The 13,788-nt window shown below is 69.2% G+C and carries 11 protein-coding genes; 4 read left to right on the plus strand and 7 right to left on the minus strand.

Features of this window, described 5'->3' with window-relative positions:
* Positions 1 to 6 precede the first annotated feature (6 nt).
* From ACFOWZ_RS26800 to ACFOWZ_RS26830, 7 genes are all read right to left on the minus strand, one after another.
* Complete coding sequence (locus ACFOWZ_RS26800) at positions 7 to 1,041, minus strand: family 2 encapsulin nanocompartment cargo protein polyprenyl transferase (protein ID WP_382376728.1); 1,035 nt, start codon at positions 1,039 to 1,041, stop codon at positions 7 to 9.
* A gap of 28 nt (positions 1,042 to 1,069) precedes the next feature.
* Positions 1,070 to 2,467 (minus strand): family 2B encapsulin nanocompartment shell protein, encoded by a 1,398-nt coding sequence (locus ACFOWZ_RS26805; protein WP_382376652.1) that lies wholly within the window; start codon positions 2,465 to 2,467, stop codon positions 1,070 to 1,072.
* 66 nt (positions 2,468 to 2,533) lie between these two features.
* Positions 2,534 to 3,544 (minus strand): terpene synthase family protein, encoded by a 1,011-nt coding sequence (locus ACFOWZ_RS26810; RefSeq protein WP_382376653.1) that lies wholly within the window; start codon positions 3,542 to 3,544, stop codon positions 2,534 to 2,536.
* Complete coding sequence (locus tag ACFOWZ_RS26815; protein WP_382376654.1) at positions 3,537 to 4,619, minus strand: terpene synthase family protein; 1,083 nt, start codon at positions 4,617 to 4,619, stop codon at positions 3,537 to 3,539. The genes ACFOWZ_RS26810 and ACFOWZ_RS26815 overlap by 8 nt, the downstream gene beginning before the upstream one ends.
* Positions 4,619 to 6,025, minus strand: coding sequence for a family 2B encapsulin nanocompartment shell protein (locus ACFOWZ_RS26820; protein ID WP_382376655.1), 1,407 nt, complete (start codon positions 6,023 to 6,025; stop codon positions 4,619 to 4,621). Before ACFOWZ_RS26820 ends, ACFOWZ_RS26815 begins: the two co-directional genes overlap by 1 nt.
* A 322-nt stretch (positions 6,026 to 6,347) precedes the next feature.
* Positions 6,348 to 6,818: a heme-degrading domain-containing protein gene (locus tag ACFOWZ_RS26825; protein WP_382376656.1), complete on the minus strand. Its 471-nt coding sequence runs from the start codon at positions 6,816 to 6,818 to the stop codon at positions 6,348 to 6,350.
* The gene (locus ACFOWZ_RS26830) at positions 6,815 to 7,822 is read right to left on the minus strand and encodes a Gfo/Idh/MocA family protein (RefSeq protein WP_382376657.1); all 1,008 of its coding nucleotides are present in this window, start codon (positions 7,820 to 7,822) and stop codon (positions 6,815 to 6,817) included. The genes ACFOWZ_RS26825 and ACFOWZ_RS26830 overlap by 4 nt, the downstream gene beginning before the upstream one ends.
* 37 nt (positions 7,823 to 7,859) lie before the next feature.
* On the opposite strand from ACFOWZ_RS26830, the gene ACFOWZ_RS26835 reads away from it, so the two are divergent.
* From ACFOWZ_RS26835 to ACFOWZ_RS26850, 4 genes are all read left to right on the plus strand, one after another.
* Positions 7,860 to 8,828 carry an ROK family transcriptional regulator gene (locus ACFOWZ_RS26835; RefSeq protein WP_382376658.1) on the plus strand — a complete coding sequence of 323 codons (969 nt, stop codon included), beginning with the start codon at positions 7,860 to 7,862 and terminating at the stop codon, positions 8,826 to 8,828.
* Between the two features lie 135 nt (positions 8,829 to 8,963).
* Positions 8,964 to 9,764 (plus strand): helix-turn-helix domain-containing protein, encoded by an 801-nt coding sequence (locus ACFOWZ_RS26840; RefSeq protein WP_382376659.1) that lies wholly within the window; start codon positions 8,964 to 8,966, stop codon positions 9,762 to 9,764.
* A complete protein-coding gene (locus ACFOWZ_RS26845; RefSeq protein ID WP_382376660.1) occupies positions 9,761 to 10,159 on the plus strand; it encodes a VOC family protein in 399 nt (132 codons plus the stop codon). Before ACFOWZ_RS26840 ends, ACFOWZ_RS26845 begins: the two co-directional genes overlap by 4 nt.
* Before the next feature lie 68 nt (positions 10,160 to 10,227).
* Positions 10,228 to 13,629, plus strand: a complete 3,402-nt coding sequence (locus tag ACFOWZ_RS26850; protein WP_382376661.1) for a S8 family serine peptidase — start codon at positions 10,228 to 10,230, stop codon at positions 13,627 to 13,629.
* The last annotated feature ends 159 nt before the right edge of the window (positions 13,630 to 13,788 follow it).

Genomic DNA, 13,788 nt, shown 5'->3' on the forward strand with positions numbered 1-13,788 from the left:
AGGGGTTCAGTGGTCTCGGCGGGTGACCAGCTGGGCGAGCGTGCCGAGCTCCACCGCCGCACGCGCGGTCGGTGAGGCCTCGCCGAGGTGGACCAGTGCCTGCGTGTGCAGCTCGTCGGCCTGCGCCTGGCTCCACGCCCGCCCACCGGCCGCGTCGACCAGGGACGCCGCCCGCGCAAGCGTTTCCGGGTTCATCTCCTGGGTGCCGAAGTACAACGACGCCAGCTCGGCGGCAGCGGGCTCACGAGCGGTCAGCGCGCGCACGACCGGCAAGGACTTCTTGCGGTTCACCAGGTCCGAGTGCGCGGCCTTGCCGGTCACCGCCGGGTCGCCCCAGATGCCGAGCAGGTCGTCCACGTGCTGGAACGCGAGGCCCAGCTCGGCGCCATAACCGCGCATGGCCTCGATCTGCTCGTCCGTGCCGTCGCCGTACAGCGCGCCCAAAGCTGTTGACGCACCGAGCAGAGCGCCGGTCTTGCCGCGTGCCATCCGCTCCACTTCGGACACCTCGACGTCGGACCGCGTCTCGAAGTCGAGATCCAGCGCCTGGCCTTCGAGCAACGCGACCACGGCATCGCCCAGCGTCCGGATGGCCTCCAGCGCCCGCGGATGCCCCGACCCCGCGAGCACGTCCACCGCCAACGCCTGGAGCGCGTCACCCGCCAGGATCGCCGAGTTGACACCGAACACCGTCCACGCCGTCGCGCGGTGCCGCCGGGTCGTGTCGCCGTCCATCACGTCGTCGTGCAGCAACGAGAAGTTGTGGATCAACTCCACCGCGACCGCCGCCGGCACCGCGGAGTCCGCCGAGCCGCCGACGGCCTCCGCCGCGAGCAGCACCAGCGCGGGCCGGATCGCCTTGCCGCTGTTGCCCAGCACCGGGTTGCCGTACTCGTCGCGCCACCCGTGGTGGTACTCCGCGACCGCGCGCAGAGAGAGCGGCAACTGCTCGACGGCCTTGCGCAGAGCCGGGAGCACGAGGCCCCGGCTCCACGCGAGCACCTCGCCGGCGGGTCTGCCCGCCGCGAGCGGTTCGGTCATCTCACCGAAGAACTCAGCTGTCACGGCTCTACAGGCCGATCTCGACGTTCTCCAGCACACCCAGCGCGTCCGGCACCAGCACGGCGGCCGAGTAGTACGTCGACACGAGGTACTTGAGCATCGCGTGCTCGTCGATGCCCATGAACCGCACGTTCAGGCCCGGCTCGTACTCGTCGGGGATGCCGGTCTGGCGCAGGCCGATCACACCCTGTTTCTCCTCGCCGAGCCGCATCGCGAGGATCGACGTGGTGCCGTTCTTGTTGACCGGGATCTTGTCGCACGGCGCGATCGGGATGCCGCGCCACGACTGCAGCTGCTTGCCCTCGACCTCCACGGTCGGCGTGTACAGGCCGCGCGCGGACAGCTGCCGCCCGAACGCCGCGATCGCCTTGGGGTGGGCCAGGATCAGCCGGGTGTTGCGGCGCCGCGAGATCAGCTCGTCCATGTCGTCCGGCGTCACCGGGCCGGACTGGGTGCTGACCCGCTGCTTGAGGTCGGCGTTCGCGATGAGGCCGAACTCCTTGTTGTTGACGAGCTCGAACTCCTGCCGCTCGCGCAGGGCCTCGATGGTCAGCCGCAGCTGGTGCTCGACCTGGTCCATCGGCTGGCTGTAGAGGTCCGCCACACGCGTGTGGACGCGCAGGATCGTCTGCGCCACCGAGAGCTCGTACTCCCGCGGCCGTAGCTCGTAGTCGACGAACGTGCCGGGCAGCGTCGGTTCGCCGTCGTGGCCGGACGCCAGGCGGATCTCCGCCTCGCCGTGCTTGTTCGCCGCGCCCGACGGGCTCGCCAGCTGCTGTGCGATGTGTTCCCGCAACGGCTCGATCTGCCCGTTGAGCTGGTTGAACGTCGCCCGCGACAACACCACCACGGTCGTCGGCGTCAACGCGCGAGCGGTGAAGTCCCACGTTCCTTCCACCCCGCCGAGCACCTCGTGGTCACCGAAGTGCTCACCGTCGGCGACGGTGCCGAGCGCCACCTCGTCGCCGTACTCGCCGCGCCCGGTCTTCGTCACCTTGCCGTGCGCGATCACGATGATCGAGTCGGCGGGGTGGCCGCGTTCCGCGATCACCTCGCCCGGCTCGTACTCGCGCTGCTCGAAGCGGTTGGCCAGGGCCGTCAGCGCGGCCTCGTCCTCGAACCCGCGCAGCAACGGGAACTCGCACAGCTCCTGCGGCACGACGCGCACCTCGGAACCGACGCTCGTGAACGTGACGCGGCCGTCGCCCACCGCGTAGCTCAGCCGCCGGTTGACCCGGAACGCGCCGCCCTTGGCCTCGACCCACGGCAGCATTCGCAGCAGCCACCGGGGCGAGATGCCCTGCATCTGCGGCGCGGACTTGGTCGTCGTCGAGAGGTTGCGGGCTGCGGCCGTGGAGAGGCTCAGCTGGTTCTCGACCCCAACGCCCGGATCGGTAACGGTCACTGCGAATCCAATCTATTGACGAACTAGGACGGCTTGTTGGGTTGAGTCGACACGCACTTCGTCGACTCAACCCAACAAGCCTGCTTTTGCTTTGAACAGGCACGACTGGGTGCCGAGTCCGGTGGGGGAGTGGAACTTCCGGGTGGGGGTTGGGGAGAAGCGGCCGGATCGCTGCGTCCAGAGCAGTTCACCGGCCAGCCACGACTTCAGCGCTTCGACGTACCGGTGCAACCCGGCCGTCGCCTCCGGGGAGAGGTCGTACTCGGCCGCGATGGACGGCAGCTCGCCGATGATCGAGACGATCTGCCGCAACCGCGCCGAGATCAGGTCGGCCACGATCGACACGGCCTGGTCGAGGTCGCAGCCGAAGAACCGCTGCACGGCCAGCACCGCGCTGGTGGTGCTGCCACCGGTCGCGTAGATGTGGTCGAACCCGACGATCTCCTGGCGCAGTGCGGGAACGTCGCCGAACGAGTCGACGAGCGCTCTCATCGTGCTGTTGCGCAACAACTCCGCGGGCAGCTCCGCGCCGACCGACTTGCGCACCAGCTTCGCGGACAGCTCGGTCGCGATCGACCGGCGGCGCATCTCCACGAGGTCGATCGGGTCGGGCACCCGGTCCTGCGCGGTGTTGTGCAGCTCCCACAGCAACGCGTCCAGGTACTCCGTCAGGTGCTCGACATCGTCTGAGTCCACAGTGGACCGGGACACCAGGTCGGCCAGACCTCGCTCGGCAGGGTTCATCGGTGCAGCCGCCCCGGCGAGCACCGACTTCAGCCTGGCCACGAAAGCCTTGCCGCCGCCGACGTTGCGCGGTCGCAGGAACCCGTCCAGGAACGCGTCGCTCACGTGAAAACCCCACGTGTGCCAGTCGCTGATGTGCTGGAGGTCGTCGAACGACGCCGTCGGATGGGTCAGCGAGGCGAAACCGCCGTAGTCCGCCGCGTCGTAGAACGCCTCGGTCCACGGAGATCCGTTCAGCATCCCCATGTCCCGCACCCACGACCTGGTGTGCGCGCGGACGCGGTCGGCGTGGGGTGAGAGCCTGGCCGCGAACGGCATGTCGAACTCAGCCACGAGCGACCCCCAGCCACGCGCCGGACGTGCCGAGGCCCGTTGGTCCGCGCAGGATCGTGCGGAAGAACGCCGAGTTGCCCGCGCCGCCACCCTCGACCTTGGTGTAGCGGCCGGCGTGCAGGTGCCACTCGTGCCCGCCGGACTGCCAGTCCTGCAGGCCCTTCACGTACTTCAGCACCCGTGCCTGCTCCAGCGGACCGACGCCGTGCTCCGCGAACAACGTCGGCAGCTCGGTGAACACGGTGTTCTCGAACTGGTGCAGCCGCGAGGTCAGCAGCGCGTTCACGGCCTCGACCGCCGTCTGGGTGTCGTGACCGAAGAACTTCTCGAACACCAGCACGCCGTTGGAGTTCTCGCCCTCCCGCTGCACTTCCCGCTCGTACGAGAAGATGTCGTTGCGCAGGTGGATCGCGTCGGAGAACGTGTCGGAGAGGACCCGCAACGGCCGGGTGCCCGCGATGGACGCGGGCACCTCGGCGGCTTCGGAGACCTCCACCAGGTTCGCCGACCACGGCGCGCCGCCGACCTTGCGGCGCATCTCGATGTACTCGATCGGGTTGGCGACCGTGCCGGACGCCATGTTCTTGATCTCCCACATGCACTCGAGCAGCAGGTTGTGCGTGCTCGTCGTGAACCGGCGCCGCCAGTCCTGCGACATCAACGGGATCGTGCGCTGCCACAGGTCGACGAGCCCGCGTTCGGTCGGGTTCCGCGGCTCGGGGGAGGGATCGGTGCCGTTGATCGGCATGAACGCCGGCAACCGGTCGAGGTACGCCTTCGCGCCCGTGACGTCCTTGGTCTGCTTGAACTCCGCGAAGAACTCGTCGTCGAAGTAGAAGACCCAGACGTACCAGTCCGTGATGAGGTCGAGGATCTCCGCGGGCGCGTCCGGGTGGGTCCACGCGCACATGAACCCGTAGTCGTCGCCCGCGAGGATCTCGGGAGTCCACACCCCGGTGTCGAGCATCCCCATGTCCCGCGCCCACTGCGTCGAGTGGGCGCGGGCGCGTTCGAGATTCGGGTTCATCCGTGCCGGGTGGGGCACGTAGAACTCCGGCATGGTGAAAGACGGCATCAGCCTTCGCGGCCCAGCTCGACGTGCTCCAGCACACCGATGGCGTCCGGCACCATGATCGCGGCCGAGTAGTAGGCGCTGACCAGGTAGTTGATGATCGCCTGGTCGTTGATCCCCATGAACCGCACCGAAAGGCCCGGCTGGTACTCGTCGGGGATGCCGGTCTGGTGCAGGCCGATGACGCCCTGGTTCTGCTCGCCGGTGCGGATCAGCATCACCGACGACGTGCGGGTGTCCGAGATCGGGATCTTGTTGCACGGCAGCACGGGGATGCCGCGCCACGCCGGCACCTGCTGGCCGTTGAAGTCGATGTGCTGCGGGTAGATGCCGCGCTTGTTCAGCTCGCGGCCGAACGCGGCGATCGTGCGCGGGTGGGCGACGAAGTAACCGGGGTCCTTCCACACGATCGACAGCAGCTCGTCGAAGTCGTCCGGCGTGGGCGGGCCGGACCGGGTGTGGATGCGCTGCTTGAGGTCCGCGTTGTGCAGCAGGCCGAACGACCGGTTGTTGACGATCTCGTGCTCCTGGCGCTCGCGCAGGGCCTCGATCGTGAGCCGCAACTGCTGCTCGACCTGGTCCATCGGGTTGTTGTAGAGGTCCGCGACCCGCGTGTGGACCTGCAGCACCGTCTGCGCGACGCTCAGTTCGTACTCGCGCGGCGAGAGCTCGTAGTCGACGAACGTGCCGGGCAGGACGGGCTCGCCGTCGTGGCCGGCCGACATGCCGATCTCGGCCTCACCGAAGTCGTTCTGCGGCTTGTTGCGGCTGTTGTAGGTCTGCTGGATGTGGGCGCGCAGCCCGCCGGCCTCGCCGTTGAGGGCCTGGAAGTCGTTCCAGGACAACGTGAGCACGGTGACCGGCGTGACGGCCTTCGCGGTGTACTCCCACTCGCCCTGCGGCCCGGCCAGCACGGTCTCGCCGAAGTACTCGCCGTCGGCCAGGTTGCCGAGCACGGTCTCGCCGCCGTACTCGCCGGTGCCGATCTTGTCGACCTTGCCGTGCGCGATCAGCACGACGGTGTCCTTCGGGCGGCCCTTCTCGACGATGACGTCGCCGATGCCGAACTCCTGCTGGGTGAAGCGGCCGGCGAGCGCGGTGAGGACGGCCTCGTCGTCGAAGCCCTTCAGCAGCGACAGCTCGGTGAGCTCCATCGGGACGACGCGGATCTCCGCGCCGATGTTGGTGAAGGAGACTCGGCCGTCGCCCAGCGTGTAGGTGAGCCGGCGGTTGACGCGGTAGGCACCACCCGCGGCCTGGACCCAGGGCAGGACCTTGAGCAGCCAGCGGGAGGTGATTCCCTGCATCTGCGGGACGGACTTGGTGGTCGTGGCCAGATTACGCGCGGCGGCCGTGCCCAAACTCAGCTGCTGACGGCCCTCATCGAGGTCAGAATCCGTCACAGTCACAACCCTGCACCCACCCATCTGCAATGCGCTAATGGACCAATCCGATTAAGCCGGAAGGGACGTTAGTTCTCGCAATTGAGGGCTGTGAAGGGGCCAAAAAGGCGACATTCGGGTGGGTGTCTTACGCCTGTCGATGCTACGGAGCGTACAACTCGCGCTAGTCGTGCCAGTATGGAATAGGGCACTCGTTTGGACCAGTAAGGTCACTCTTTTGTGCACATTGATGTGGTGGGCCGGGCTGATATAGAACACCACTCCGAGTGTTATTGAATCCACTCGAAGTGGTGTGTCCGGATTTTGTACCAACGACTATTCGTGCTAATTACGCGTCGTGGGAGTTCAGGAACGATTCCAGCTGAGTGACGACGAACTCGTGGTCCTCGGCCTGGGGCAGGCCCGACACGCCGACGGTGCCGACCGGACCGGTGCCGCGCACGACGACCGGGAACACGCCGCCGTGCGCCGCGTACAGGGCCGCGTCGAGGTGCTGTGACTCCGCCTCGAACGTCGTGCCCTTCTCGCGGAACGTGGTGCCGACGTAGAACGAGCTGTGGCCGAACCTCTCGACGACGCGGGCCTTGCGCTCCAACCAGCTGTCGTTGTCCGGCGAGGTGCCGGGCAACGAGGCGTGGAAGAGCCGGTGTCCGTTGCGCCGCACCGAGATCGCGATCGGCAGGCCCTGCTCGCGGGCCGCGTCGAGGAGGTGCAGGCCGAGCTCGATCGCGATGTCGTTGCCGAAGCGCGTGAACTGCAGGCGCCGCTCCTGGGCGAGGAGCTCTTCGCTGGTCGTCACAGTGCCACCACCCGGTTCTCGCGCGCGGACGTGAAGGCGGCCTCGATGACCTGGAGCGCGTGCACGGCGCCCGCCGGGTCGACGGGGATGCGGCCGGCCTGCAGCTCGGAGTAGAAGGTCTCGTACGCGCCGAGCTCGACCGGCACCTCGACCGTCTCGCCGAGAACGCCCAACTGCCCGGTGCGCGTCTCGTAGCCCCAGCTCGGATCGGTCGGGCGGCGGCCGGCGTCGAGCGCGTCCTCCTGCTCGTCCATGCCGCTGACCACGAACGCGCCCTCGCTGCCGAGCACGCGGAACCGCGGCCCGTGGTGTGCGGCGTGCGCGTTGGCCCACAGGTGCGAGCGGACGCCGTTCTCGTGCGTCAGCGCCACGAACACGTCGTCGTCCACCTGTACACCGGGACGGCGCAGGTCGAGCTCGGCGTAGACGGTCCTGACCGGCCCGAAGAGCTGCACGGCCTGGTCGACGAGGTGGGCGCCGAGGTCGTAGAGCAGCCCGCCGGCCTCCTCCGGGGCACCGAACTCGCGCCAGTTGTCCCAGATCTCCGGCACCCAGCGCTCGTAGCGCGACTCGAACCGCCGGATCTCGCCCAGCCGGCCGAGGATCTTGCGCACGGTGAGGAAGTCACTGTCCCAGCGGCGGTTCTGGAACACGGTGAGCGGAACGCCCTTGGCCTGTGCGGCCGCGACCAGCTCCGCGGCCTCGGCGCTGGACGGCGCGAACGGCTTGTCGACGACGACCGCGACGCCCTTGTCGATCGCCCGGCGCGCGTACTCGACGTGCGTGCGGTTCGGGGTGCCGACGACGATCAGGTCGAGGTCCAGCTCGAACAGCTCGTCCGCGGTGACGATCTTGGCGTCCGGGTGTGCGGCACGGGCCTGGGCCTGCCGCTCCGGGTTCGCGGTGACGATGGCGGCGAGGTCCATGCCCTCCGTCGAGGAGATGAGCGGGGCGTGGAAGACCCGTCCCGCGATGCCGTAGCCCAGCAGTCCGACTCGTGTCATCTTCCGATTAAAGCAACGCTGTTGAATAATTGCGACCGTGGACCTCACCTCGCTGCGTTCGCACAACGACCGGACCGTCCTGCGACTCGTCCGTGCAGGGGCTCTGAGCAGGGCTTCCATCGCCGACGAGGCCGGGCTGACCCCGCAGGCGGTCTCGAAGATCGTGGCGCGGCTCATCGCGGCCGGCCTGGTGGAGGAGACCGGCGCGGTGCGCGACGGGGGCCGCGGCAAGCCCCGGATGTCGCTCCAGCTCCGCGCCGACGGCGGGTTCGCGTACGGGGCGTACGTCGACCGGGACGAGCTGCGGGTGGTGAAGCTCGACCTGACCGGCGAGGTGGTGTCGGCCTCCGCGGTGCCGCTGGCGCCGATGTTCACCCCGTCCGACGTCCTGGAGGCGCTGGAACCGTTGGTGGAGCCGGGGGTGCTCGGGCTCGGCATCGGGATCGCCGGCCCGCTGGACTTCCGTGACGGGGTCGTGTCGCCCAACGGATTGCCGGGCTGGTCGGAGGTTCCGCTTCGGAAACTCGCCGAGGAACGGCTCGGGCTGCCGGTGGTGGTGGACAAGGACACCAACGCGGCCGTGCTCGCCGAGGCGTGGCGGAGGCCTCTCGAGGATGCGGCCGTTGTGTTCGTGGGCACCGGTCTGGGCGTGGGGTTGCTCCTCGGAGGAGAGGTGCACCGGGGCGCACGGTCGGGTGCGGGCGAGTTCGGGCACACGACCATTCAGCTCGACGGTCCGTTGTGTGTGTGCGGGCGGCGCGGGTGCGTCGAGGCCGTGCACGCCGCGGCAACCGGGGTGGAGGCCGCGCGGGTGCTCGCCGCGGCGGTGACGAACCTGGTGCAGCTGCTGGACCTCGACCAGATCGTGCTGAGTGGACGGAAGGTGCTCCAGTCGCCCGAGCTGTACCTGCGGGCGATGCCGGACGTGGACGTGAGCGTGACGTCGTACGGGCCTGATCTCGTGCCGATCGGCGCGGGGCTGCTGGTGCTGGGCGAGTTGTTCTGAGCACCTGGTCAGAGGTTCTGTCCGTCACACGGTGGATGAACGGCGCTTTTGTTCACCTCAGGTGGGCAAAAGCGCCGTTCATCCACGTCGGGACCTGGGGTGGCGAGCCCAAGGGTTTGGCTTAGCATCGGGACCGTGGACGTCGAGCACGTCATCGGTGCGCCGCACCCGAGGCTGCGGCCGTTCGTCACGCGGTACGGCGGGTACCGGATGCGGACCGAACCCGGCGTGCACCGCGGCCTGCCGTCGCGCTCGCTCACCCTCGTCGTGACCCTGGACGGCACCGTCGACCTGCCGCAGGGCCGGTTCGCCACGCTGTGCGGCGGCCTGCACGACGAGGCCGTGCTGATCACCCACGACGGGTTCCAGCACGGCATCCAGTGCTCGTTGACGCCGTTGGGCGCACGGGCGTTCTTCGGTCTGCCCGCCGCCGAGCTCTCGGGGACGTCGGTGGGGCTCGACGCGCTCGACGCTCCCGCCGCCGAGCTGCGCGAACGGGTGCAGACCGCGACGACGTGGACGGACCGGTTCGCCGCGCTGGACCTCGTGCTGGGGCGGTTGCTGCGGCCGGTGGAGCAACAGGTCGAGGTGGCGTGGGCGTGGCAACGGCTCGCGGAGGGCGTGCCGGTGGGGGAGATCGCCGCCGAGGTCGGGTGGAGCCGGCAGCACCTCACGTCGAGGTTCGCGGCGGAGTTCGGTCTGACGCCCAAGGTCGTGGCGCGCGTGATGCGGTTCGAGCGGGCGAACCGGATGCTGCGCGGGCAGCGGCGGCCCACGCTGACCGAGGTCGCCGCGGCCTGCGGCTACACCGACCAGGCGCACTTCAACCGCGACTGGCGGGCGCTGTGCGGAGCGACCCCGACCGAGTGGATCGCGGCGGAGCTTCCATTCGTACAAGGCAGCGAGACAGAGCAGGGCGCAGAGTTGTCGCCATGACAACACCTGCACCCACCTGCTGGCCGGGACTGTCCTACGAGGACGCGCCGGCCGCGATCCGGTTCCTGGTCGAGGCCTTCGGCTTCACCGAGCACCTCGTCGTGCCCGGCGAGGCCGACGGCGAGGTCGTGCACTGCGAGATGGTCTGGCCAGAAGGCGGCGGCGTGATGCTGGGGTCCGCCAAGCGTTCGGTCGGCGAGGTCGAGGCGACGGCCGTCGGAGCGGCGTCCGTCTACGTGGTGACGGACCGGCCGGACGAGATCTACGCGCAGTGCATGGCGCGCGGTGCCACGGAGGTCCGCGGGCTGAAGGACGAGGACTACGGGTCGCGCGGCTTCACCGTCGCCGATCCGGAAGGCAACCGCTGGAGCTTCGGCACCTATCGCGGTGCGTGAGCCGAGCAACCTTTTGCTGACAGCTGGAGTCTTCTCGGGTGGAGAGGTTCACACCCAGGGGAGGACAGGTGCGCTCAGCGCGCTGTTTTGTGGCCACCGCGCTCGTCGCCGGGCTGATCAGTCCGGCGACAGCGGCGCAGGCGGAGCCGAGAGGCACCGCCGGGCTCGGAAAGACCCAGACCATCACGCTCATCAGCGGTGACAAGGTGGTCCTGGACGAGCAGGGTGGACTGGTCGGCGTCGAGGGGCGGCCCGGCATGAAGTTCGCCCAGTACGTGCAGGACGACCACCAGTACGTGGTGCCCGCCGACGCCGTCGACGCGCTGGGACAGGACCGCGTCGACAAGCGCTTCTTCGACGTCACCGCACTGCACTCGTTCGGCTACACCGACGAAAAGACCGACCGGATTCCGGTGCTGGACAACGGCTTCCGCACGGCTTCCGCAGTGCCGAAGAAGGAAGCAGAGCAGCGCTGGAAGGGTCGTGCGACGGCCCGTGCCGCCGGGAAGCTGTGGCTGAACGGCAAGGCGAAGATCTCGTTGGGCCAGAGCGTCCCGATGGTGGGCGCGCCCGCCGCGTGGCAGGCGGGGTTCGACGGCACCGGCGTCACGATCGCCGTGCTCGACACCGGCTACGACCAGAACCACCCCGAGCTCGCGGGCGTGGTGGCGCAGTCGAAGGACTTCACCCCGGCGGGCATCCAGGACAACGTCGGCCACGGCACGCACGTCGCCGCGACGATCGCGGGACGCAGCGACAAGTATTCCGGTGTGGCGAAGGGCGCGAAGCTCGCCGTCGGCAGGGTCTGCGAAGGCACCTGGTGCGAGGAAAGCGCGATCCTGGCCGGCATGGAGTGGGCGGCGCGCGAGGTCAGGGCCAAGGTCGTCAACATGAGTCTCGGCAGCGAGGTGGCGTCCGACGGCACGGACCCGTTGTCCGCCAAGGCGAACGAGCTCACCGCCGAGACCGGCGCGCTCTTCGTGACGGCGGCGGGCAACTCCGGCGACCGCGTCAAGGTGGGTGGACCGGCGGCTGCCGACGCGGCGCTGGCGGTCGCGAACCTGACCAAGTCCGGCACGGTGAACGAGTGGTCGTCGCGCGGGCCGCGGCACAAGGACTTCGCGGTCAAGCCGGACATCGCGGCGCCGGGCACGGACATCGTGGCCGCACGCGCCGAGGGCACGCTGTGGGAGCACTACGTCGACGACCTGCACGCGAAGCTGACCGGCACGTCCATGGCCGCGCCGCACGTCGCCGGTGCCGCGGCGATCCTGGCTCAACGCAACCCTTCCTGGACCGCCGCCGAGCTCAAGGCACACCTGATGGCGACGGTGAAGCCCGTCGCGGACACTCCGGCGAACGTCGGCACCGGCCTGGTGGACGTGGGCCGCGCGGTCTCGCAGCAGGTCCGCGCGGACGTCGGCAGCCTGTCGTTCGGACTGCTCGAATGGCCGCACACCAAGACGTTCACGAAGACGATCACCTACTCGAACGCGTCGGCCGAGCCTGTTTCCCTGGCGTTGCAGCACGACCTCGGCGCGGACTTCACCGTGCCGGCCTCGGTGACGGTGCCCGCCGGCGGTACGGCGAAGGTCGACGTGGTGCTCGACCCGCGCAAGGGCAACGGCACTTTCTTCGGGCACGTCAAGGCTTCCGGCAACGGCGTCTCGCTGACCACCGCGGTCGGCGCGTACGTGCAGGAGGAGCGGCGCACGCTCACGTTGTCGGTGACCGGCCGTGACGGCAAGCCGGTCCCCGACGAGTTCGTGGTGCTGGTCAACACGGGCACGCAGGAAGCCTCGATCTTGGAGATCACCGACGGCGTCGGGTCGGCGCGGGTCGGCGTGGGCGACTACGCGGTGATCGGCCGGATCGACGAGAAGACGGCGAACTACGACTGGTTCGCCCCGGTGTCGGCGACCGAGGTGGCCGGCCGCCTCTCGCTGACCGCGGACACCACGGTGACGCTGGACGCCAGGCAGGGCAAGCAGATCAGCCTCCAGCTGCCCGACGACAAGTCGGAGGTCTGGTACCGCAACGCGGACCTGCGCGTGCCGTTCAAGCCGGGCAAGATCAGCGGTGTCGCCAGCATCGTCGACGGCCGCGTGCCGCTGTACGGCCTGTCGTTCGGCGCTCCGCTGCCCGAGCTGACCTACGACTCGGCCCTCAAGGCCGGGCAGCCGCTGATCTCGGTCGCAGGCGGGTTCCCGGTGCGGTACTGGGAAAGCAGCTCGTACCTGAAGCCCGGCGAGCACCAGCTCGACGTGGCGGAACGCGGTGGCGACGTGCGCGGCAAGCTGGCGCTGGTCCGCACCGCGGGCGAAGACCCGTACGAGGTTGCCCGCGTCATGCAGGAGGCGGGCGCGGTGGCCGTGCTGTGGGCGGGCCCGGTGCCGTTCGGGTTCTCGACGCGGTCGGTCATCCCGGTGATCGCGGCGGCGGAACACCACGTAGCAACCACGCCCGCGCGGCTGACGTTGCGCGCCATCACGGGATCCCCCGTGTCCTACAACCTGTACCTGCAGGACAAGGGAGCGCTGCCGGTCGGAACGCGCAAGCTCCGCCACTCGGAGCTCGCCGAGGTCAAGGCGCGCTACCACTCGTCGGGCGCGGACAGCGACGTCGTCCAGCGGACCTACCCGGTGATCAACGGCCTCCTGCTCCTGCACCTCGGTGCGATGGACGAGGACCTCCTGGGTGCCGTGCAGCGCACCGAGTACTACACGGCGGGCAACGGGATCGGCTGGTACCACGAGGGATTCGACGGCGCCACGTCCTGGGCCGACCTCAAGACCGAGACCTACGCGCCGGGCAGGAAGTACGAGCGGTCCAACCACCGCGCGGTGGCCTCACCTCGGTTCGGTCGTCCGACGGTGGTGACCTGGTCGCAGGGCGGCGGCGTGGCGCGCACCGGTGACTTCATCACCGCGCGGATCTCCCCGTTCGGCGGGTCCACGTGGGTGGAGAACTGGCGGCTGAGCGGCTCCGGCCAGCTGACGCTGCGGCGCGACGGTGCCGTGGTCGGCTACTCGGACATGCGCGAGGGCCGGTTCCCGGCACCGGAGCGTTCCGGCAGGTACGAGCTGAAGCTGGACGCGGCGCGCGAGACGTCGGCGCTGTCGACGAAGGTGGACACGACGTGGCAGTTCACGGCTTCCGCCGACGGCAAGCTGCCGTTGCTGGAGGTCGACTACACGCTGCCGGTCGACCTGCGCAACAGCTGGGTCGCCGGTGCTCCGATGCCGGTGAAGTTCACCGCGTCGCGTCAGGCCGGTGCCGCCAAGGCCACCGTTCGTGAACTTCGCGCCTACGCGTCGTTCGACGACGGTGCCAACTGGGTGCCGGTGAAGTCCCTCGTTCCCCCTGGTGGGGCGCCTGGGGGTTACGTGTCGCTACGGGTGGTTGCTGAGGACACCGAGGGCAACACGATCGACCAAACGGTCCTGCGCGCTTACCGCCTTCGGGCGTAACCGCACGGCCGTTCGGTCGTTGTAACCCCCTGCGGCACCTGCCCCTGTTGTGCGCGAGACGAAGAAGGACGCGGCGTCTCGCGACCGGGGCAGGTGCCGCCATTCGTTGGCGGCGAAACGATGCCGAACCTCGGCGCGATGGACGTTGCAACGCGCATC

Source organism: Lentzea rhizosphaerae (genome assembly GCF_042649515.1).
In the GTDB taxonomy this organism is placed as follows: Bacteria; Actinomycetota; Actinomycetes; order Mycobacteriales; family Pseudonocardiaceae; genus Lentzea; species Lentzea aerocolonigenes.